Below are 22,045 nucleotides of genomic sequence, written 5' to 3'. Positions count from 1 at the left end.
CTATGTCGAACGGCTATCGGAAAGAATTAGTGGATCTTGACGCGCGCTTCAGCGCCGTCACGAAAAGTCGCCTGCTGACGGAAGCTCTCATCGCCAGCGTCCAAAGCGCAGAAGCGGGCATTCGCCGGCGGTTTATCAGCCCTCCTTGTTCAACTTGCGGTGAACCTGCGCTTACTCCACTCGGTCCGATCTATAAGTGCCAAGCTTGCGGCACAGTGTCTTATTGCTTTCAGGACGGCGACCCAAGGGAATGACAGGGCGTCGCTCGGTCGCAGATGGCGATCTCGAGCCAAGCTCGTGAAGCTTGGATATCGAGAGTCGCGGTGGATTCCGCCCTTGTACCCCCTACATTAACGATATGTTGTGACATACGCGCTACAAATCACAACATATCGTGCGCTGTTGCGGTAGCGTTATTGACTCCACAGCGAGTGAGAGTCATCAAATGGCATGTCGGTGGCCGAATGAAACCGCCCAACGTTGCGCAGTGTTGCGCAAGAGGTGCGGTGTTGTGGTCGCGTCAAGCCGACGGGCGCTGTCACCTTCAATAGAAGAGCCCCGACAGCCGTCATTTGTAACAGTTGAAACGCAACAAGTGAGATTTGCGTCGCGGGCCGGCGAACGGTCGCGCGCGGGCGGACGTCTGCGCTAAAAAAGGGATGGGGCGATGAAAATTGAGCGGCGCTACACCAAGGCGGGCGAATCTCCTTATGCGAACATCCCGTTCCGCACGACGAAGAGCGAGATCCGCAACCCCGACGGCTCGATTGTCTTTTCTCTCGACAATATCGACGTCCCGAACCAGTGGAGCCAGGTCGCCGCCGACGTTCTGGCGCAGAAATATTTCCGCAAGGCCGGCGTGCCGGCGCGCTTGAAGCGCGTCGAGGAAAACGCCGTTCCGTCCTTCCTGTGGCGCTCCGTCGCCGATACGGAAGCGCTCAGCGAACTCCCCAAGGACCAGCGCAACGGCTCCGAAATCTCGGCCAAGCAGGTCTTCGACCGTCTCGCCGGCGCCTGGACCTATTGGGGCTGGAAGGGCGGCTATTTCGACGCCGAGGAAGACGCCCAGGCGTTCAGCGACGAGCTTCGCTACATGCTCGCCATGCAGATGGCGGCGCCCAATTCGCCGCAATGGTTCAACACCGGCCTGCACTGGGCTTACGGCGTCGACGGGCCGAGCCAGGGGCATTTCTACGTCGACTACGCCAATGGCAAGATGGTGAAGTCGAAGTCGGCCTATGAGCATCCGCAGCCGCACGCCTGCTTCATCCAGTCGATCGCCGACGATCTCGTCAATGACGGCGGCATCATGGATCTCTGGGTGCGCGAGGCGCGGCTGTTCAAATATGGCTCCGGCACCGGCACCAATTTCTCCAAGCTGCGCGGCGAGAAGGAGAAGCTTTCGGGCGGCGGCTCGTCCTCCGGCCTGATGTCCTTCCTCAAGATCGGCGACCGCGCGGCGGGCGCGATCAAATCCGGCGGCACGACGCGGCGCGCGGCGAAAATGGTCGTCGTCGACATCGACCATCCCGACGTCGAAGCCTTCATCGATTGGAAGGTGAAGGAGGAAGAGAAGGTCGCCTCGCTGGTCACCGGCTCCAAGATCGTCAAGAAGCATTTGAAGGCGATCATGCGCGCCTGCATGAACTGCGAAGGCCCCGGCGACGACTGCTTCAACCCCGAGATCAATCCGGCGCTGAAACGCGAGATCAAGCTCGCGCGCAAAAACGACGTGCCGGACAATTACATCAAGCGCGTCATTCAATTCGCCAAGCAGGGCTACAAGGACATTCACTTCGACACCTATGACACGGACTGGGACAGCGAAGCCTATCTCACCGTCTCGGGTCAGAACTCCAACAACTCCGTGCGCGTCACGGACGCGTTCCTGCAGGCGGTCGAGAAGGACGACGACTGGAGCCTTATCAAGCGCCTCGACGGCAAGACGGCGAAGACGCTGAAAGCCCGCGATCTGTGGGAGAAGATCGGCTACGCCGCCTGGGCGTCCGCCGATCCGGGAATCCAGTTCCATACGACGATCAACGACTGGCACACCTGCCCGGCGGGCGGCCCCATTCGCGCGTCCAATCCGTGTTCGGAATATATGTTCCTCGACGACACGGCCTGTAACCTCGCCTCGCTCAATCTGCTGCAGTTCCGCGATCTCGAGACGAAGCGCATCGACGTCGAGTCCTATGAGCACGCCGTGCGGCTCTGGACAGTCGTGCTCGAAATCTCGGTGCTGATGGCGCAGTTTCCCTCAAAGGAAATCGCGCAGCTCTCCTACGACTACCGCACGCTGGGCCTCGGCTTCGCCAATGTCGGCGGCCTCTTGATGTCGTCTGGCGTCGCCTATGACAGTGACGCCGGCCGCGCCATCGCCGGCGCGCTGTCGGCGATCATGACGGGCGTGTGCTACGCAACCTCCGCCGAAATGGCCAAGGAGCGCGGCCCCTTCGCGCGCTTCATGGAAAATCGCGAAGCGATGCTGCGGGTCATCCGCAATCATCGCCGCGCCGCGCATGGCGAACGCGTCGGCTATGAGCAGCTCGCGATCACGCCCGTGCCGCTCGACGTCGCCTCCTGCCCCGATCCGCTCTTGGTCGAGCGCGCCGGCGCCGCCTGGGACAAGGCGCTCGCGCAAGGCGAACTCTACGGCTATCGCAATGCGCAGGTCACTGTCGTCGCGCCGACCGGCACCATCGGCCTGGTGATGGATTGCGACACCACCGGCATCGAGCCCGATTTCGCGCTCGTCAAATTCAAGAAGCTCGCCGGCGGCGGCTATCTCAAGATCGTCAACCGCGCCGTGCCGGAAGGGCTGCGCTCGCTCGGCTATCGCGAGAGCGAGATCGCCGAGATCGAGGCCTATGCCGTCGGCCACGCCTCGCTCTCCAACGCGCCGGCGATCAACACCACGAGCCTGCGGGCGAAGGGTTTCACGGACGAGAAGATCGCGGCGGTGGAAGGAGCGCTGCGCAGCGCCTTCGACATCAAATTCGTCTTCAACAAATGGACGCTCGGGCAGGACTTTCTCACCGGCGTGTTGAAAGTTCCAGCGGCCGCGCTCGACGACAAGAACTTCGATCTGCTGACGCATCTGGGGTTCTCGCGCGCCGACATCGACGCCGCGAATGTCCATATCTGCGGCGCGATGACTCTGGAAGGCGCGCCGCATTTGAAGCGCGAGCATTATCCGGTGTTCGATTGCGCCAATCCCTGCGGGCGCACCGGCAAGCGCTATCTTCTGGTCGACTCGCATATCCGCATGATGGCGGCGGCGCAGCCCTTCATCTCGGGCGCGATCAGCAAGACCATCAATATGCCCAATGACGCCTCGATCGAGGATTGCGAACAGGCCTATCTGCTGTCGTGGCGCCTCGGGCTCAAGGCCAACGCGCTCTATCGCGACGGCTCCAAGCTCTCGCAGCCGCTCTCGGCGCAGCTCATCGCCGGCGACGACGACATCGACGCGATGGACGTCGTCGAGGAACTCGTGACCGCCAATATGCCGGCGCGCGCGGCGGCCATCGCCGAACGCATCGTCGAGCGCGTCGTGCATCAGGTGATCCGCGAGCGCGAGAAGCTGCCGAACCGGCGCAAGAGTTACATTCAGAAGGCGACGGTCGGCGGCCACAAGGTCTATCTGCACACGGGCGAATATGAAGACGGGCGGCTCGGCGAAATCTTCATCGACATGCACAAGGAGGGCGCGGCCTTCCGAAGCCTGATGAATAATTTCGCCATCGCGATTTCGCTCGGCCTGCAATATGGCGTGCCGCTCGAGGAATATGTCGACGCCTTCACCTTCACCCGCTTCGAGCCCGCGGGTCCGGTGCAGGGCAATGACGCGATCAAATACGCCACGTCGATCCTCGACTATGTGTTCCGCGAACTCGCCGTCTCCTATCTCGGCCGCAACGATCTCGCGCATGTCTCGCCCGAAGACGTCGGCCATGACGTGCTCGGCAAGGGCCAGCATGAGGGCAAGGCGCCCGAGACGAATTCCGTCGTCTCACGCGGTCTGCTGCGCTCCAAGACCGACCGGCTGATGGTGGTGCAAGGCGGAGCGGTCGCTTTGCGCGAGACGCCGGACGCGGCGCCGGACGCGGACGATCCGACCTCGACGCTCGGCTGGACCGAACCGACGAAAACCGTCACCGGCGTCGCCGAGAAGCGCGCTGAAGCGCGCATGAAAGGCTATGTCGGCGAAGCCTGTCCCGAATGCGCGAATTTCACGCTGGTGCGCAACGGCACTTGCCTCAAGTGCGAGACCTGCGGCGCGACCACGGGGTGTTCGTAATTACGAAACGATATCACTGAAACGATTCGCGGATCGCAGATATGTCAGCAGACAAAATGAAGCTCGACCATTACCGAGTAGAGGTCGCCGAGGACATTGCGACGTGCCTCCAGGAAAAGTGCTGCCAGCCAATTCTTTTTATCGGGTCGGGACTGTCGCGGCGGCATTTCTCAGGTCCGAGTTGGGATGAACTTTTGTCTCACCTCGCTGCGAACTGTCCGCTAATCGAGAAAGAATACGCTTATTATAAGCAGCTCCACGGCAATCCCTTGAAGATCGGTTCCGAGTTCGCAAAACTGTATAGGGAGTGGGCATGGAGTGCAGGGCACAACAAGTTTCCAAAGGAGTTGTTTAAGGAAGAGATCCCGGCGGACGCATATATCAAATTCGCTATCGCGGAACATCTTAAGAGCCTGACTCCTAAGACAGCAGAAAGCGACAACCCTGAACTGGCGAAAGAAATTGCCGCGATCAAAAGCATCCGCCCACACGCGATCATTACGACCAACTACGACCAATTCATCGAGGAAATTTTTCCTGAATTCACTCCAATTATTGGGCAACAGATTATCCAAGGTGCCAATCTCTCTGTAGGTGAGATATTCAAAATTCATGGATGCGTATCTGACTTCCAGAGCTTGATCTTCACCGAAGATGATTACGCATCGTTTACAAAGCGGAAAAAGTATCTTAGCGGAAAATTGCTGACATTCTTTTGTGAACACCCTCTACTGTTTCTCGGTTATAGCGCGAACGACCCTAATATCCGGGCTATTCTGTCTGATATCGACGAAGCGTTACCCGTTACGGGCGGTATCATTCCGAACGTCTACATCTTGGAATGGCGAAAGAGCCCCCCGACAAACCCAGCGCGCGAGAAACTGATCGAAATTGAAGGTGGTAAGAGTGTTCGCATCAAAGCCATCGAGACCGACGAATTTGTCTGGGTCTTTGAAGCATTCGGTGCACACCAGTCTTTGAACGCAGTTAGCCCACGGATTCTCCGCGCGCTTTTAAGCCGCTCCTACGATCTCGTTCGTCACGACATCCCAAGGAGAGTCATCGAAGCCGATTTTTCGATGTTGGAACACGCGGTAGAAAACAACGAGGGCTTCGCGAAACTCTTCGGGCTCACAACCATCTCGGAGCCCTCTCAGGTTGCCGCGAATTATCCTTATTCTCTGACTCAACTTGGTAAGAAGCTCGGTTATGCATCTTGGCATAAAGCTCACAAAGCGATCGACATAATAGAGAACGCCTCCGGCGTAAATATTAAGGAATCGGACAATCAATATCACTGCGGTATCAAGCTTGGCGAAAGTGGTCCTTTCCACAAGTACTCCGAGGAAGCGTTCGCGCTCTTTAAAAAGGTTCTTGCCAACGAGCCCTATGAGGTGAACCTTAAAAAAAAGAAAGAACCTCCAAAAGCTCCACCGTCGACTCAACCGAGAGCGGCGGCTTAGATGTCGGAGTCATGTCGCAGTCATTGTCCTTCGAGCCGCGCCCTCGGGCGCTCCTCAGGATGAGGACTGCTTGTGGCGCTTCAAGGTTGAAATCGGAACGCAGTGGCATATTCGGAATGTTCACGCTGGACGCAGCGCAACCCAAGGCCCCTCATCCTGAGGAGCGAGCGAAGCTCGCGTCTCGAAGGACGAGGGGCCGCCTCCAATAGCGGACAATCAGCAACCGCATGCTTTCTGCGAAGCGCAAATTCTGAGTCGCGCAGTCCTCGTCCTTCGAGACGCGCCCTACGGGCGCTCCTCAGGATGAGGACTGCTTATTGGCGCTCTTTGGCCGCGAGCGGAAAGCGTCGATAACACTTTGCACGCCGCGCAACATAAGGCGCCTCATCCTGAGGAGCCTGCGCAGCAGGCGTCTCGAAGGACGAGGGGCCGACTCCAGTCTGCAAAAAAATTCGACAGCAGCGTCGGTCGCGCGAAGCGCAAATTCTGAACGGCGGAGTCCTCGTCCTTCGAGACGCGCCCTGCGGGCGCTCCTCAGGATGAGGACTGCTTGTTTAGGATGAGGACTGCTTTTTGGCGCTTCTCAAGATGAGGACCGCCCGTGGTCGCCCTTCTTGTTCCGTCTCGCCGACAGCTCCGGCAGCGCATCGTAGTCGCCGCGGATCAGCGCCTCTTTCTTCGCGCGGCTCCAGCCCTTGATGCGCCGTTCCGTGGCGATGGCCTCTGTCAACAGTTCAAAATGTTCGGACCAGACCAGCTTCACCGGTCGCCGCCGCGCCGTGTAATCGGCGTTGATCCCGAGATTGTGCTCGCTGACGCGGGTTTCGACCTCTTTGCGCGTCAGCCCGGCGTAATAGCTGCCGTCCGCGCAGAGCAGGACATAAACGCTCGCGCCCTCGATCTGCATCGCAGTCCTCGTCCTTCGAGACGCCGCCTTCGGCGGCTCCTCAGGATGAGGACTGCATTTTGGCATGTCCAGTTGGGATCGGAAGACGTGATTACGCGCGCGACGCTCGCGTCTCGAAGTGCGAGGGGCGACCGTCGGCGCATAGGCCGCCAGCTTTTCCCCCTCCCCACAATTTTCCCTGCCCGACGCCTCTTGAAGACCGGGCGCGCCGCTCTGTTTAATCAAGAGCGCGGCCGCGCGCCAAATCGCCGCGCAGGAGCAAGAAACATGGACGCGAAGAGAGCCACCACCCCTGAAGAACGCCATGAGCTGCGCGAGGTCGTCGGCCTGTTCGACACCGTCGACACGCTGCAGTCGGCGATCGACGATCTGCTCACCGGCGGTTTCGACCGCTCGGAGATCAGCCTTCTCGCCGAAGAGGACAAAGTGCGCGAAAAGCTCGGCGACAAGGACGTGAGCGCCGACTCGCTTGAAGACAGCCCCAGAGCGCCGCGCACGCCTTACATCGACAGCGAGTCGCTCAATATCGGCAAGGCCTCGATCGTCGGCGTGCTGTTCTACGTCGGCGTCCTCATCGGCGCCGGAGTCTCCCTTGCCTGGGGCCTGTCGCTGACCAGCGCCATCGCGGTCGGACTGCTGACCGGCGGCGGCGCCGGGGTTTTGGGCCTGCTGGCGTCGAAGCTCGTCGGCGACCGCCAGACCAAATGGGCGCAGTCGCAGTTGAAGCATGGCGGACTGCTGCTTTGGGCCCGCGTCTGGAACGATGAGCGCGAACGCGCGGCGATGGAGATCATGCGGCGTCACGGCGGACGCGACGTGCATGCGCATGTGGGGGCATAAGCGCAGCCGTCGATTGTCAACAGCGCGCATCGCTTTTAGCATAGCAAGGCCCGCGGCCGTTCGGCGGCGGGCGGGTTTTTGCTTTGCGTGGCGCCATGCGTGTCTCCATGCGTGTCTTGGCGATTTTCATTGTTTTTTGCTTTTGGGCCGTTGCGGCGCGGTCGGCCTTCGCTGGCGCTTGGCTCATGCCGCCCGGCGCAGGACAGGCGATCGTCACCACGACCTTCGCCGACGCGCGCAAAGCCTATGACGCCAGCGGCCGCCTGATCCAGACGCCCTCCTATCGCAAGTTCGAGACGCAGGTATACGTCGAGCACGGCCTCTTCGATTGGCTGACGATCGTCGCCGAAGGCGGCTACATGAATTTCCGGGGCGCCGCGGCGCCCTACGACCACCTCAACCTGCTCATCGAGGAAGCCAAGGCTGGCCTGCCGCTGTCGCTGCGCGGGCCGTCGGGCGCACGCTATGAAGGCCTGGGGCTAGGCGCGTTTGGCGCCCGGACGCTGCTCTTCACCTGGGGCGGTTATATTGTCTCGCTGCAGGCGGGCCTGCGTGCGGCCTCGCCGGCCGCGCGGCGATTCCTCGATATGCGCGATCCCGTGCAGGCCGACCTGCGGCTGCTCGTCGGCCGGCCCTTCGAGCTTTTCGGCTTTCCCGGCTTTGTCGACGCGCAGCTGGGTTATCGGTCGCGCGGACAGAATGGCGACGAGATCCGCGCCGATCTCACCGCCGGCCTACGCCCCCTGCCCGCGATCCTGCTTCTCGCCCAAAGCTTCTCCGGCTTTGCGCCGAGAGGCGGCCCGGCGGGCGTCGTCGCCGCGCAGAAATTTCAGCTGAGCGCGGTCTACGACGTGACCGCGTCGCTTTCGTTGCAGATCGGCGCGATCGCCGCGATCGGCGGCGTCAACTCACCCGCCGAGCGCGGCCTGATCAGCGCATTATGGTGGCGATATTAGTCGGCGATCGGCTCGATTTTGACCTGGGCGACGCCAGCCGATCTGAATCCGAGGCTGTCAGCCGCCGCGACTGAGACATCAATAACCCGGCCGCGCGTAAACGGCCCGCGATCGTTCACCGTGACGACGATCGAACGATTGTTGCGCAGATTGGTCACCCGCACCTTCGAGCCAAAGGGCAATGTCCGATGCGCGGCCGTAAGGGCGCCGACATGCGCGCCGCTCGCCGTGCGCCCCCTGTGCGCGTAATAGGACGCTTGGCCGACCCAATCGCCCGCTTGCGCCACGGCCGATGCGAATAGGCTCGCGAACCCGAGGGCCAAAACTCCCGACATACGCTTTTTCACAACATTCTCCTTGCCAAGGGCCGCAGGGCGGACCTGTCGCCAATAGAAATCGCTCGTGACCAAACAATGGCGAGATCAGAAGCGTCACGCCGCCATCCGCTGAATACTTCAAAGAATTATGCAACCGCGTTTAAACCAATATTGTTCCATTACTGCTTATTCTTGTCTTTGATCGACATGACCGCTTTGCGTAAACGCCTCTTTTAGGTCTGCGACATATGCGCAACACACCAGAAGTATTTTCAGCAGGAGACTCCTTCCCCTGCTCAAGCGTCGAATGCAGCGCTTCTTGAAGTGCGCGCGCCGCGCGCGATTTAGTGACGTTGGCGGGGTTGGCGGCGAATATTCAGCGCGCCAGGACCGCGCGTGGATTTTCGCCCGCCAGCGCAATTGCGTTGAGACAACGATCAGGAGCTGGACATGTCTCAATCGGTCAAAACGGCGGTCGCGACGGCCGCACTGGTTATCGGGTTGCTGGCCCATACAGGCATCGCTGAGGCGCAAAGGGGCGGTTTTGGCGGCTTCCGAGGCGGCGGCGGTTTCGGTGGGTTCAGAGGCGGCGGCGGCTTCGGCGGCGGATTTGGCGGCTTCAGGGGCGGCGGTTTCCGTGGCGCGGTTCTGCCCGGCGGCGGCTTTAGAGGCGGCTGGGGCGGCGGCGGCTGGCGCGGCGGGGGCTGGGGCGGCGGCTGGCGCGGCGCCGGATGGGGCGGCGGATGGCGTGGCGGCGGATGGGGCTGGCGACGCCCGTGGGCGCGCTCCTATTGGCCAGGGTATGGCGCGGGCCTGATCGGCGCCGGATACGGCTTGGGTTGGGGTTCGCCCTATTATTCCAACATCGGCTACGGCGGCTGCTATCAGCTGCGCAACGTGTGGACCAATTGGGGTTGGCGGCCCCAGTGGGTCAACGTCTGCTCCGGCTGGGGCGGCGGCTGGGGAGGCTGGAACACCGGTTGGGGCTGGTAGGCCGGCTTCCACCCTCAACTTTTGACGCGCCCTTCCGATTTCGGGAGGGCGCTTTTGCATTGGGGAGGAGCTGGACATGTCGAAATCAATTAAAGCGGCGGCAGCGACAAGCGCTCTGCTCATCGGGTTGATGGCCCATTCCGGCGTCGCGCAGGCGCAGCGATGGGACGGATGGCATGGCTTCGGCTGGGGCGGCGGCGGCTTCCAGAGCGCCATACTGCCCGGCGTCCACTGGGCCGGCCGCTGGGGCGGTCGGGGCGGCTGGGGCAGGCCCGTGGGCTGGGGCCAGCCTTGGGGCTGGAGCTATTACCGCACCGACCTGCCCGCCTATTCGCCTGGATACGGCGCGGGCGTTGGTTGGGGCGGGGGCTGGCCCAGCTACGCCAACGCCGGCTATGGCGACTGCTATCAGCTCCGCAGGGTGTGGACCCATTGGGGCTGGCGACGCCAATGGATGAATGTCTGCCCGGGCTGGGGCGGCGACGGCGGTTGGGGCTGGTAAGCCGGACTTCCACGCGGCGGCCTGCTTAAGCGCCCTTCCGATTTTCCGGGAGGGCGTTTTGTATTGGCCGCCTCGCCGGCGCCCGAGCGGTTGCGGCGACGCTGATAATGACTAGATTGCGGGCGTCGTCACTCGCGAGGCCACCTCATGCCGCAGCATGCGCGCGTCATCATCATCGGCTCCGGCCCAGCCGGCTATACGGCGGCGATCTACGCCGCCCGTGCGCTGCTCGAGCCGATGCTCATCGCCGGCTTCGATCAGGGCGGCCAGCTCATGATCACCACCGATGTCGAGAACTATCCCGGTTTCGCCGAGCCGATCCAGGGGCCCTGGCTCATGGAGCAGATGCGCCTGCAGGCCGAACATGTCGGGACGAAGCTCGTCTCCGATCATATCGTAGAGGCGCATCTCGACGAGCGGCCGTTCAGGCTCACCGGAGATTCGGGCAAGTCATACACTTGCGACTCGCTCATTATCGCCACCGGCGCCAAGGCGAAATGGCTGGGTCTGCCGAGCGAGGAAAAGTTCAAGGGCTTCGGCGTCTCCGCCTGCGCAACCTGCGATGGGTTTTTCTTCCGTGGCAAGAGAGTGCTTGTCGTCGGCGGCGGCAACAGCGCGGTTGAGGAAGCGCTGTATCTTTCCAATCTCGCGTCGCATGTGACGATCATCCACCGCCGCGACGAATTCCGCAGCGAGCGCGTATTGGTGAAGCGTCTGCTGGCGCAGGAAAACGTTTCGATACTCTTCAATCACGTCATCGACGAGATCGTCGGCGACGAGAACCCGCTGAGCGTCACCGGCGCGCGCGTCAAGAATGTCGCGACCGGCGCGATCCACACGCTTGCCGCGGACGGCGTCTTCGTCGCCATCGGCCATTCGCCCGCATCCGAACTGTTCCGCGGCCAGTTGACGATCAAACCGTCCGGCTACATCGCCGTCGAGCCCGGATCGACGCGCACCAGCATGCCGGGCGTCTACGCCGCCGGCGACGTCGCCGACGACGTCTATCGTCAGGCGGTCACCGCGGCGGGCCTCGGCTGCATGGCGGCGCTCGAAGTCGAGAAGTTTCTGCTCGACGCGCCGAAGCCGGCGGTCAAGGAAATCGCCTGAGATATTGTCGCACTGGGCGTTTGCATTCCCCTCCCCCCGCTTGCGGCGGGGAGGGGCTAGGGGTGGGGGTCGCGCAATGAACGACAAAACAGATCGTTCAGACCCTCGAACGCCCCGCGCCCGAAAATTGCGCCGCGAAGCGACGCCGGCCGAACGTCGGCTTTGGACACAGCTCCGACAACTTGAAATCAAAAATGTTCATTTCCGCCGACAGGCGCCGATCGGCCCCTATTTCGCGGATTTCGCATGTCATCACACGCGCATCGTCGTCGAGCTAGACGGCGAGCAGCATGGCTTCGACGCTGAAGCGCTGCGCGATGAAAAGCGCACGCGATTTCTTGAGATAAGCGGCTACCGCATGTTGCGGTTTTGGAATCACGAGGTTTTGCGCAATCTCGAAAGCGTTGTGGACACGATCTGCGCCGCGCTCTACCAAACGCCAGAGCCCCCCACCCCTAACCCCTCCCCACCGCTAGCGGGGGGAGGGGAATAGACAGGGGAATCGGGTAAGGGCTTCCTCATCCTGAGGAGCGTGCGCAGCACGCGTCTCGAAGGACGAGGAAGCCCGTTTTCGCGTGTTTTGTCCTCACCCTCGCCCTTCGAGACGCCGCCTGCGGCGGCTCCTCAGGATGAGGGTGAGGAAAACAATCCTTCACCCGATTCCCCTGGGGGAATAGTCTCCGCCAATGTCCGATCTCCTTCTCGAACTCTTCTCCGAAGAAATTCCGGCGCGCATGCAGCGGCAGGCGGCTGACGATCTGAAGCGGCTCGTCACCAATGCGCTCGTCGATCGCGGCCTGACGTACGAGGGCGCCGCCGCTTATGCGACGCCGCGCCGTCTCGCGCTGCAAGTGGTGGGCTTGCCGTCGCGCCAGCCGGATCTGCGCGAAGAGCGCAAAGGTCCGCGCGTCGGCGCGCCGGAGGCGGCGATCGCCGGGTTTCTGAAAAGCGCCGGCCTCGCCTCGCTCGATCAGGCGAAAATCGCGAAGGATCCGAAAAAGGGCGAGTTCTATGTCGCGGTCATCGAGCGCGCCGGCGCGCAGACGATCGACGTTCTGGCTGACATTCTGCCGGCGATCATCAAGAGCTTTCCCTGGCCGAAATCGATGCGCTGGGGCGCGGCGTCCGAGCGCGGGGATTCGCTGCGCTGGGTGCGACCGCTCCATTCCATTGTCGCGACCTTCGGACCCGAGACGGAATCTCCCGAAATCGTCCGTTTCGAGGTCGACGGAATCGCGTCTGGCAATGTGACCCACGGCCATCGCTTCCTGGCGCCGCAGCCCATTCGCGTGAAGCGCTTCGAGGATTATGCGCTCTCGCTGGAGCGCGCCAAAGTCGTCATCGATCCGGCGCGCCGGCGCGACATCATCCTGCATGACGCGAAGGATCTCGCCTTCGCGCAAGGGCTGGAGCTTGTCGAGGACGCTGCCTTGCTCGATGAAGTCGCCGGCCTCGTCGAATGGCCAGTGACGCTCATGGGCGCGTTTGACGAAAGTTTTCTGTTGATTCCGCCGGAAGTCATCCGCGCGACGATCCGCGTGAATCAGAAATGTTTCGTGCTGCGCAAAGATGACGCGCTCACCAACCGCTTCATTCTAGTATCGAACATCGAAGCCACCGACGGCGGCGCGACGGTCGTCGCCGGCAATGAGCGCGTCATCGCCGCGCGGCTGTCGGACGCGAAATTCTTCTATGAGACCGATCTCAAGATAAGGCTCGAAGACCGTCTGCCGAAGCTCGACGCCATCGTCTTTCACGAAAAGCTCGGCACGCAGGGCGAGCGCGTCAGGCGCATCGCGGCGCTGGCGAAAGAACTCGCTCGAAACGTCGGCGCCGACGCCTTTCTCGCCGAACGCGCGGCGACGCTCTGCAAGGCCGATCTCGTCTCCGAAATGGTCGGCGAATTCCCCGAACTGCAGGGGCTTATGGGCCGCTATTACGCAAGCGCGCAAGGCGAAGACCCAAGCGTCGCGGCGGCGATCGAGGACCATTACAAGCCGCAAGGGCCGAACGACCGCATCCCGACCGATCCCGCGTCGATTGCGGTGGCGCTCGCCGACAAGCTCGACACGCTCGTCGGCTTCTGGGCGATCGATGAAAAACCGACGGGCAGCAAGGACCCTTATGCGCTGCGAAGAGCGGCGCTGGGCGTGATCCGGATCGTGCTGGAGAATGGATTGAGGATTCGCCTGCTCGTGGTCTTCGCAGCCGCACAGCGCATGGTTTGGTTTGATGCGGAGACGCCGTTCCGGAAGTGGCTAGAAGGTCATCTGCTGATGCCAGCTACAGCACCTCACGTTAAGGACGCGCCTAGCGTCGAACAGAAGGACGCTTTGCGGGAAGGCATTCTCGCTGAAATGACGCAGCGAACTAATGCAGATAGTGACCTGCCTCTCGCCCCCATCCAGCAATATTTTAGAGTGGAAGCCCCAGGCATCCTTCTCGCCCATGCTACAGACCTGCTCGAATTTTTCATCGATCGCCTGAAGGTCTACTTGCGCGACAAGGGGGCGCGATACGATCTGATAGATGCGGCGCTGGGGGCTCTGCCCTCATCCGATCCGGCTTCGCCGGACCACCTTCTCCCGCAGGCGGGAGAAGGGGGCCCGCCGCTACAGGACGATCTGCTCATGATCACGCGCAAGGTCGAGGCGCTCGACACATTCCTCTCAACCGACGACGGCAGGAATCTGCTCGCCGGCTATAAGCGCGCCAGCAACATCCTGAAAGCCGAAGAGAAGAAGGACGGCGCGGACGCCTATGCGCATCGCCATGCGCCGAACCTGCGCATCGAGCCGCAGGAGCATAAGCTTGCCGCCGCCATCGCCCGCGCCCGCGAAGAGACCGCCGAACATCTTTCGAAGGAAGATTTCGCCGGCGCCATGCGCGCGCTATCAAAACTTCGCGAGCCGGTCGACGTCTTCTTCGACGATGTGACGGTCAACGCCGAGAACGCCGATCTGCGCTTGAACCGGTTGCGTCTTCTTGCCGAACTGCGCCGCGTGATGATGGGCGTCGCCGATTTCGGCAAGATCGCAGGCGAAAGCGCGACCGCTTAAGCGTTTGTCAGGGGCAAGCGCTGCAATTCAGCATGCAGGTGATCTGCGCGAACGGATCATCCGGCGGAAGAACGATCAGCGTGCACGCATGAATGCAATCGTGGCACGCGTCGCGCAGGCCTGCCTCTCCCGCCGCTTGCAAGATGGGCGTCACCTTGCGCATCACCGCGAAAAGCGCGGTCTCCATCCCCTTGAAGAAGGCGACGAAGGCCTGACCTTCGGGCGAACTCGGCTCCTTCATGCGCAGGCGGACATGCGGATAGCTGTCCGCGCCGCACTTCGCGTCTCCCAAAACCTCGACGTTTTCGACAAGCGCGATGGGCACGTTAATCCAGACGTCCCGCGCGACATCCAGAGCGAACAAAATGTAATTCTTGTCCGCGCCCGGCTTTGAGACGCCGACGACGGTCAGCGGCAGCATACAGGCGTCGCCGCTCTGGCGTTCCAGGAACTCGGAGGGCGAATAGACGTTCGTGCGGTTGGTCGCCATGATATCCTCCAATAGAATTCAATGAATGCTGACTGAGCCCACTCTACTTAGAGCGCCACAATGGCGCGTCTCGAGGGTGAGCGAAACGAACCGCTACGCGCCATTCCCGGTGAAATTACGCGGCGCGGGCGAGATGATCTTCGCCGAACCGCCGCCGATCTCGAGCACCGACAATCCGCGTTCATTGCCGCCGTCCGGCCTGAAGCGGAAGACTCCGTCGGCGCCGTTGAAGCCGGAAGGATTGGTCAGCACGCTTTCCGAATAGCGTTGCGATCCTTGCGAGCGCGACAGCGCGATGGCGAGCGACACCGCGTCATAGGCGAGCGTCGCGACGCGCGCCGGGTCGGACCCGTATTTGGCCTTGTAGCGCTGCGCGAAAGCGTTGAAGCCGGCGTTCTCCGGCGCCGTGAACCAGGCGCCCTGCAGCGCCGGCAGGCTCAGCGTGCGCGCGTCGTTCCACAGGCCCGTGCCGAAAATCTGCACCTTCTTGGAATCGATGCCATTCGCCACGAGCTCCTTCGACACCGCCTGCATCGCCTCCGCCTGCTCGGGAATGAACAGCGCGTCGAACTGGTCGCGCGCGGCGGCGAGACGCTTCACAGAGTCGCCGGACGCGCCGGGCTTGTAGCGCTCGATGACCGGCACGCGGATGCCGTACGTCGCGGCGCTCTGCTGAAACTGCGCCATGGCCAGGGTGCCGTAGTCGTTTTCGGGCACCAGCGCCGCAATCGATTTCTTGCCGTGCTGCGACGCGAAGCTGACGCCCCGGTCGACATAGCCCTCGACCGGGAAGGACAGCAGATAGCTGCCGCGGCCCGCGGCCGATGAGTCGGTGGAGAAGGCGATCATCGGCTTGTTGGCGGAGCGCGCGACGCGGCTCGCCTCCTTGACGCCGGCGCCAAACACCGGTCCCAGAATGACCTCGGCGCCCTCGTTGATCGCGGATTGAGTGGCGGCGGCGGCGCCGGACGGCGTCGAGCGGTCGTCCTTGACGAGGATCGTCACGTCATTGGCGCCGCTGTCGGCATAGGCGAGCTTTGCGGCGTTGAGCAGCGACGCGCCGACGGAGGACGGACCTGAAGGGCCTGTCAGCGGCACGATCAGCGCGATTTTCACCGCGCCTGTTCCGATCGTCTCGCTTTCCGCGGGGGCGGTCTGGGTCGCGCCGCTGAGCTTTAGATCGCGCGCGCCAGGCGCCCACGGCCCGCTCGTGGGACTGCAGGCGGCGAGCGTGGCCGCAAGGCCGACGAGCGCGGCGCGCTTCGTCACGGCCGCGCCGCGCGTGAACGCGCCGGCGCGCGCGCGAGAAGACGATGTCGACATGAAAACCCCCTGCGGCGCCCGGGGCTCCCGCCATGGCGCGGCTATTGTGCGCTAAGGGTCCGAGTCCCTAGCCGAAAGTCAATAGACGGTCCATTTGGAGGAATTGCGGCTGGCGCGCAGTTGGCGCTTGTCCTTTTAAACGAACATCTAGTATCTTTAAACGAACGAAGATCGGCGACGCGCATGACCATCGAGGCCCTTTCTCTGCCTGCTGCCAGCTACACCGCCTTCGGCCTGCGCGCCGAAGCCGAGAGAATCGAGCCGGGACTGCACCTTGTCGCGACTCCGATCGGCAATCTGAAGGACGTTTCGTTTCGCGCGCTCTCCACCCTCGCCGCGGCGGATGCGGTGGTCGCCGAGGACACAAGGGTCACCAAGACGCTGCTCGCCCATTACGGGATTTCGACGCCGCTCGTCGCCTATCACGAGCACAACGCCAGAGTGATCCGCCCTCACCTTCTGGCGCGCCTCGAGGCGGGGGCGAAGCTCGCGCTCGTCTCCGACGCCGGCACGCCGCTCGTCTCCGACCCTGGCTTCAGGCTCGTCCAGGAGGCGCTCGAAAAAGGCGTGCATGTGACGTCGGTGCCCGGCCCATCCGCCGTGCTCGCCGCTCTGGTTGTCGCCGGACTGCCGACCGACCGCTTCTTCTTCGAAGGGTTTCTGCCCCACAAAAGCGGGCCGCGGCGCGCAAGGCTCGCCGAACTCGCCCAGATTCCCGGAACGCTGGTGTTTTTCGAAAGCCCGCGTCGACTGGTCGAGACGCTCGCCGATTGCGCCGCGATTCTCGGCAAGCGCAATGCCGCGATCGCCCGCGAACTGACAAAAATGTTCGAATCGGTGCGGCGCGGCGCGCTCGACGAACTCGCGGCGACGCTCGCCGAAGAGGAGCCGCCACGGGGCGAGATCGTGCTGCTCGTCGCCCCGCCCGGCGCCGACGCGGCGCAGACCGCGGCCGCCGATCTCGACGCCAAAATCGAAGCGGCGCTGACGGCGCATTCGGTGAAGGACGCGGCGAGCGTGGTTTCAGCGGCGACCGGCCAGCCGCGCCGGCAGGTTTACGCGCGGGCGCTGGAGCTGGCGGCCGGGCGTGGGAAGTGAGGCGCGCTTAACCCTCTCCCAAAGGAGAGGGTGGCCGCAAAGCGGCCGGGAGAGGGGTCATCCCTCTGGTTCTTGCGCATTCGGCGACGCCGCGAGATTCTATCCCCTCACCCCGGTCCTTCGGACCGACCCTCTCCCCCTGGGAGAGGGTTACGCGCCCGATTGGAGAGAATGTTGAAGGACCGCGCCCGCCGCGCCGCTTATGTCTACGGCCTTCGCGCCGAGACGGCGGCGACGCTGTGGCTGCGGGCGCGGCTCTATAACATCCTGGCGCGCAATTTCCGCGCGCATGGCGGCGAAATCGACATCGTCGCGCGGCGCGGCCGCACCATCGTTTTCGTCGAAGTGAAAGCGCGCGGCCTTATCGATGACGCCGTCATCGCCATCACGTCGCAAAAGCAGCGCCGCTTCTCGCAGGCTGCAGGTCGCTGGCTCGCCGCGAACCCTTGGGCGATGAATTATACGCTGCGCGCCGACGCGATTTTTCTGGCGCCCGGCAGGCTGCCGCGCCATCTCGAAAACGCCTTCGAGCTTCGCGTCGGCTGACCATTCATGCAGTCTGGATAAACCGCCGCTCAAAGCCCTCTAGCGCCACCGCCGTGAGCACGCCGCTGCTCACCGCATGGGTGTCGAGATTGATCCGGTTGGGCAAATCCTCGACGTTGTTATGCGGCGTATGCCCATGCACGATCACCTTCCCGAAGGGCTCGCCGCAGTCGAGAAACCCCTCGCGGATGTTCATCAGATCGTGGGGAGCCTGCAAATGCAGCGGCGCGCTGCGCCGCACGCCCGCGTGGCAAAAGAAATAGCCGCCATATTCCGCCCATAGCCTCGTTTCTTCGATAAAGCGGCGATGTTCCTGCGGGAAATGCGCGAGAAATTTGACGCGCACCTGCGACGCTCCGCCGTGCGCGACTTCCTCGCCGGCGTCCACGCCATAGGAATGCAGCGTCGTCAGCGCGCCGTTTTCGACCCAGTCGTCGAGCGCTGCGGCGTCGTTGAGGAAGCGCAGCAGCGCTTCTTCATGGTTGCCGCGCAGGGTCACGATGGGCGTTGGGAAATCCCCGGTGGACAAGCGCTTTAAAACACCGTTGGAGCCAAGTCCGCGGTCAATATAGTCCCCGACGAAGACGGTGACCGCCTGTTGGCAGGGGCGCGCCGCAAGATCTTCGACGATCGCTTCGGCGAGAACGTGCAGAAGATCGGCCCGGCCATGAATGTCGCCGATCGCATAGACGCGCATGCCGGGCGGCGCCTCGGCGGTCTTCAAAGCGGAGGGGAACCAACGCGTCGTCATGGCTTCTCCCGAAGTCATCATTTATCGTCAGGAAGCGTTTTGACGAGCCATAGGGCGCCTGAGGGGGTGGCCTCATCGGCGGGGAAGCCTGTGGTCCTTTCCTCTGGCCGCCTCGGCCCCGACAATGCAGCCAGACGCAGAAGGGGCGAGGGAGAGCATGCTGAATTCGCAAAGGGTTTCTAACTACGCGGCTCGCCTCGCGCTGATCCTCGCGTTCGCCGTGACCTTTGTCCTCTGCGCGCCGGCCCTTGCGGATACGCCGGATGAAACCTTCAAGGCGCTGGGTCTTGCGAAGACCGCCTCGCCCAAGGAACTCTATGACGCGCTGACCAAGCGCTACTACGACGAATCACAAGGCGCCGGCAAAGGCTCGTTCTCGAAATATTGGGAGCCGATCCCGATCTCGAAATATCTCAACCCGCATGATTTCTATAAGCCGCCGCAGACGATCGACGTCGACGCGCAGCGGGCGCAATGCGTCGAATGCCACAGCCAGGTGACGCCCGGCTGGACGCATAGCTGGAAGGGCAGCGTGCATGGCAATCTCGACGCGATCCGCAATCTGCCGGACTCGGATGCGCGCGCCTATAAGAAGGCGATGATCACGGAGGTCGAGAACAACCTCCGCTCGATGGGAACGCTCAAGAACGGCGAACCGCTGAAGGAGGTCGGCTGCATCGACTGCCATATGGGAGTCGGCAAGGATCATGGCCAGCATAAAACCGAATTGCGCATGCCCGACGCCGCCGCCTGCGGCCAGTGCCATGTGCAGCAGTTCGCCGAACGCGAGTCCGAGCGCGACACCTTCACCTGGCCGCAGGATCAGTGGAAGCCCGGTCATCCCTCACACGCTCTCTCGATGAAAGCCAATGTCGAGAACGCGGTGTGGGCGGCGATGGAGCAGCGCGAAGTCGCGGAGGGCTGCACCTTCTGCCACACGCCGCAAACGACGTGTAACTCCTGCCACACGCGCCACGAATTCTCGGCCGTGCAGGCGCGTAAGCCGCAGGCCTGCGCCATTTGCCACAATGGCGTCGATCACAATGAATTCGAAGGCTACATGCTCTCGAAGCACGGCACGATCTATCAGACGCGCGGCGACACATGGGACTGGAACGTCCGCCTCGCCGACGCGATGGAAAAGGGCAATATGAACGCCCCGACCTGCGCCTTCTGCCACATGGAGTATGAAGGCAAATTCACGCACAACATGGTGCGCAAGTCGCGCTGGGCCTTCGTGCCGATGCCGAAGATCGCGGAAAACTTGAACCATCCCTGGTTCACGCAGCGCAAGGAGTCGTGGGTTTCGACCTGCTCCAACTGCCATTCCGACAGCTTCGCCCGCGCCTATCTCGACGGCATGGACAAGGGCATCGTCTCCGGCCTCGACATCACCGAGAAGGCGCGCAGCGTCTTGGTGAAGCTCTACAACGACAAGCTGCTGCCGGGTCAGACGACGAACCGTCCGGCGCCGCCGGCGCCCGAGAAGGACGACGCGGGGGGCTTCTTCCAGCTGTTCTGGCAGAAGGGCAATAATCCGAGCGCCATCGAATATGTGTTCGCCGACATGTGGGAGCATCATCAGATCAAGCACTACAAGGGGCTCGCGCATATGAACCCCGGCGGCTACACCTATACCGAAGGCTGGTCGCAGCTCATCGGCGCGGCGGCGAAGATCAACGACGAGGATACGAAGCTGCGCGAAGCCGCCGAAATCCGCGCCGAGCTGAAGCGCATCGCCGGCCAGAAGCGCGGCGAACTCGATCTCGACTCGCCGGCTCGCCGCGCCTTCGCGGGCGGCCTCGGACTGCTGGCCGTGCTTGCCGGCGCCGGTCTGCTCATGCGCAAACGCAAAGGCGGGTAAACGGTTCGCCCATCATTCCCGGCGCGCGAATGCGCGACCGGGAATCCAGGGGGCCTTCTCCGAAGCATTTGGCTGTTGCTCTGGATTCCCGCTTTCGCGGGAATGACATTCGGGTGCGGCAATGACCTCTGACAGTGGACGCGCATGACTCCCCGCATTCGGCTCATCGCCGGCGTCGCCCTCATCGTCTTCGGCTTCGCCCTGCTCGGCTGGGCGATTTACGCCGGGCTCAATCCAACCGCGCCGTTTGAAACGCGGCTCACGCCGATCTCGGCGGAAGCGGCGAAGGATGTCGAAGGCTTCGGACTAACGCCCGAGCGCCTCCAGCAGATCGAGGTCTCGGCGAAGGACGAGCGCCGCCCTATCGCCACCGGCGTCGTCGCGCGCGACGATGCGGGCCGGCTGACGCCGCTTGTGTGGCGCACTCAGGTGACGGAGCCGATCTTCTTCGCGGATGTTTCCGCAGCCGATGCGGCGAAGGTTCTTGCCGCAATCCGCGAGCATACGCCACAGGACGCCGTCGTGCTGGCGTGGTGGGACTTCTCGCGCGCGATCCGGCTTGTCGCAGGACGCGAAGCGCCGCTCGACGACGCCGAAGCGCGCGGACTTCTGTTGCCCGCCGCCTGGTCGGCTGCGGGAGCGGCAGAGCGCGCGCGATGGGGGGCAGGAGTCCCGACCTCGTCAGCGAACAGCTTCACGCGTTTCATGGACGCGCTGCTCGACTCCGATGAGGCGCGCGCGAGCGAGGCCTTGAAAAAGCTGGCCGACGGCAAGCCCGCCTATGTCGCCGTGCGCATTTCGGACGCGTGGATGCTCGCCGCCGCACGGCCGCAACAGCTCTCCATCGCCTTTAAGGATTTCGCCGCGACCGGCGTTTCGCACGGTCTCATCAAATCCGCGCAACAATGGATGCGCGATCAAAAGATCGAAGGCGGCTTCGCCGTCGAACCGATGGGCGGCGCCACGCGGCTGCATTATTTCCAGCGCAAGCGCGACGGCGACAGGCTGATTGCGCGGCTATTGCCGTTCTCCACCTCCCTGCCCTCCCCCCTCACGCGACTTTCCCTCGTCTATCAACACAAGGGGTGGTGGATCTACCGGCTCAACGATTAGTCGGTCAGCAATTGCAGCGCGATGTCCGTCCGTCTTGGCCTAAGGTCGCCAAGATGGCCGATGAACACTCGCCCCCATCACACGAATTCATCCGCGCGGCGTTCGCGACTCGTGTAATCGCCATGCCTTCAACGCTCCAAGGGCAATTTCCGTCTTTCTGCTGAGCACGCGTTGGGGCCAATCCGACAGCTTCTCTTCGCCGCGCGCAATCCCATTGCGCGCTTCTCCAAACAGATCGTCCGAATGCGCATGCGACGCCCGATTAGTGAGCCATAACCGGTTTAAAATGGCTTTTACCAATATTGTTTACAGTAGATAAAATCATTAATGTTTACATATACAACTATAAATTTCATTTTACTGTAAAAATGTTTACATTCTCTTTCATTTTAGAATGAGTTAGCCTCGAC

18 protein-coding genes are annotated in these 22,045 nt (G+C 62.6%); 13 read left to right on the top strand and 5 right to left on the bottom strand.

The window, feature by feature from the left end:
• Window positions 1-667 precede the first annotated feature (667 nt).
• Both ACR65T_RS14230 and ACR65T_RS14225 read left to right on the top strand, forming a co-directional pair.
• Complete coding sequence (locus ACR65T_RS14230; protein WP_434497096.1) at window positions 668-4,303, top strand: vitamin B12-dependent ribonucleotide reductase; 3,636 nt, start codon at window positions 668-670, stop codon at window positions 4,301-4,303.
• 41 nt (window positions 4,304-4,344) lie between these two features.
• Window positions 4,345-5,766 carry an SIR2 family protein gene (locus tag ACR65T_RS14225; protein ID WP_434497095.1) on the top strand — a complete coding sequence of 474 codons (1,422 nt, stop codon included), beginning with the start codon at window positions 4,345-4,347 and terminating at the stop codon, window positions 5,764-5,766.
• A gap of 583 nt (window positions 5,767-6,349) precedes the next feature.
• On the opposite strand, the gene ACR65T_RS14220 is transcribed toward ACR65T_RS14225, so the two are convergent.
• Entirely contained in the window at window positions 6,350-6,673 is a 324-nt protein-coding gene (locus tag ACR65T_RS14220) for a GIY-YIG nuclease family protein (protein ID WP_434497094.1), read from the bottom strand.
• A gap of 267 nt (window positions 6,674-6,940) precedes the next feature.
• Here ACR65T_RS14220 and ACR65T_RS14215 point away from each other — a divergent pair, with 267 nt between their 5' ends.
• Window positions 6,941-7,513 carry a hypothetical protein gene (locus tag ACR65T_RS14215; RefSeq protein ID WP_434497093.1) on the top strand — a complete coding sequence of 191 codons (573 nt, stop codon included), beginning with the start codon at window positions 6,941-6,943 and terminating at the stop codon, window positions 7,511-7,513.
• Between the two features lie 185 nt (window positions 7,514-7,698).
• Complete coding sequence (locus tag ACR65T_RS14210) at window positions 7,699-8,469, top strand: hypothetical protein (RefSeq protein WP_434497092.1); 771 nt, start codon at window positions 7,699-7,701, stop codon at window positions 8,467-8,469.
• Here ACR65T_RS14210 and ACR65T_RS14205 read toward each other — a convergent pair.
• Window positions 8,466-8,816: a septal ring lytic transglycosylase RlpA family protein gene (locus ACR65T_RS14205; RefSeq protein ID WP_434497091.1), complete on the bottom strand. Its 351-nt coding sequence runs from the start codon at window positions 8,814-8,816 to the stop codon at window positions 8,466-8,468. The genes ACR65T_RS14210 and ACR65T_RS14205 overlap by 4 nt on opposite strands.
• Window positions 8,817-9,236: 420 nt before the next feature.
• On the opposite strand from ACR65T_RS14205, the gene ACR65T_RS14200 reads away from it, so the two are divergent.
• The 5 genes from ACR65T_RS14200 to glyS all read left to right on the top strand — a co-directional run bounded on the left by ACR65T_RS14200 (window position 9,237) and on the right by glyS (window position 14,450).
• On the top strand, window positions 9,237-9,779 hold the full coding sequence (locus tag ACR65T_RS14200) for a hypothetical protein (RefSeq protein WP_434497089.1): 543 nt from the start codon (window positions 9,237-9,239) through the stop codon (window positions 9,777-9,779).
• Between the two features lie 76 nt (window positions 9,780-9,855).
• The gene (locus ACR65T_RS14195; RefSeq protein WP_434497088.1) at window positions 9,856-10,281 is read left to right on the top strand and encodes a hypothetical protein; all 426 of its coding nucleotides are present in this window, start codon (window positions 9,856-9,858) and stop codon (window positions 10,279-10,281) included.
• Between the two features lie 147 nt (window positions 10,282-10,428).
• Entirely contained in the window at window positions 10,429-11,391 is a 963-nt protein-coding gene (gene trxB / locus ACR65T_RS14190; RefSeq protein ID WP_434497087.1) for a thioredoxin-disulfide reductase, read from the top strand.
• A gap of 76 nt (window positions 11,392-11,467) precedes the next feature.
• Window positions 11,468-11,884, top strand: coding sequence for an endonuclease domain-containing protein (locus ACR65T_RS14185; protein WP_434497086.1), 417 nt, complete (start codon window positions 11,468-11,470; stop codon window positions 11,882-11,884).
• A gap of 193 nt (window positions 11,885-12,077) precedes the next feature.
• Window positions 12,078-14,450 carry a glycine--tRNA ligase subunit beta gene (gene glyS / locus ACR65T_RS14180; RefSeq protein ID WP_434497085.1) on the top strand — a complete coding sequence of 791 codons (2,373 nt, stop codon included), beginning with the start codon at window positions 12,078-12,080 and terminating at the stop codon, window positions 14,448-14,450.
• Window positions 14,451-14,457: 7 nt separating this feature from the next.
• Here glyS and ACR65T_RS14175 read toward each other — a convergent pair whose 3' ends face one another.
• On the bottom strand, window positions 14,458-14,940 hold the full coding sequence (locus tag ACR65T_RS14175) for a hypothetical protein (RefSeq protein ID WP_434497084.1): 483 nt from the start codon (window positions 14,938-14,940) through the stop codon (window positions 14,458-14,460).
• Window positions 14,941-15,033: 93 nt separating this feature from the next.
• A complete protein-coding gene (locus tag ACR65T_RS14170) occupies window positions 15,034-16,263 on the bottom strand; it encodes a penicillin-binding protein activator (protein WP_434497083.1) in 1,230 nt (409 codons plus the stop codon).
• Between the two features lie 183 nt (window positions 16,264-16,446).
• Here ACR65T_RS14170 and rsmI point away from each other — a divergent pair, with 183 nt between their 5' ends.
• Both rsmI and ACR65T_RS14160 read left to right on the top strand, forming a co-directional pair.
• A complete protein-coding gene (gene rsmI, locus ACR65T_RS14165; protein ID WP_434497082.1) occupies window positions 16,447-17,361 on the top strand; it encodes a 16S rRNA (cytidine(1402)-2'-O)-methyltransferase in 915 nt (304 codons plus the stop codon).
• Window positions 17,362-17,532: 171 nt separating this feature from the next.
• Complete coding sequence (locus ACR65T_RS14160) at window positions 17,533-17,907, top strand: YraN family protein (protein WP_434497081.1); 375 nt, start codon at window positions 17,533-17,535, stop codon at window positions 17,905-17,907.
• Window positions 17,908-17,911: 4 nt separating this feature from the next.
• On the opposite strand, the gene ACR65T_RS14155 is transcribed toward ACR65T_RS14160, so the two are convergent.
• Entirely contained in the window at window positions 17,912-18,658 is a 747-nt protein-coding gene (locus tag ACR65T_RS14155; RefSeq protein ID WP_434497080.1) for a metallophosphoesterase, read from the bottom strand.
• 157 nt (window positions 18,659-18,815) lie between these two features.
• Here ACR65T_RS14155 and ACR65T_RS14150 point away from each other — a divergent pair, with 157 nt between their 5' ends.
• A complete protein-coding gene (locus ACR65T_RS14150; protein ID WP_434497079.1) occupies window positions 18,816-20,522 on the top strand; it encodes a multiheme c-type cytochrome in 1,707 nt (568 codons plus the stop codon).
• A gap of 144 nt (window positions 20,523-20,666) precedes the next feature.
• Window positions 20,667-21,635, top strand: a complete 969-nt coding sequence (gene haoB, locus ACR65T_RS14145; protein WP_434497078.1) for a hydroxylamine oxidation protein HaoB — start codon at window positions 20,667-20,669, stop codon at window positions 21,633-21,635.
• The last annotated feature ends 410 nt before the right edge of the window (window positions 21,636-22,045 follow it).

The sequence above is a fragment of the Methylocystis sp. genome (assembly GCF_051061285.1).
Classification (GTDB): Bacteria; Pseudomonadota; Alphaproteobacteria; order Rhizobiales; family Beijerinckiaceae; genus Methylocystis.
This window is presented reverse-complemented; position numbering and strand designations above follow the sequence as displayed.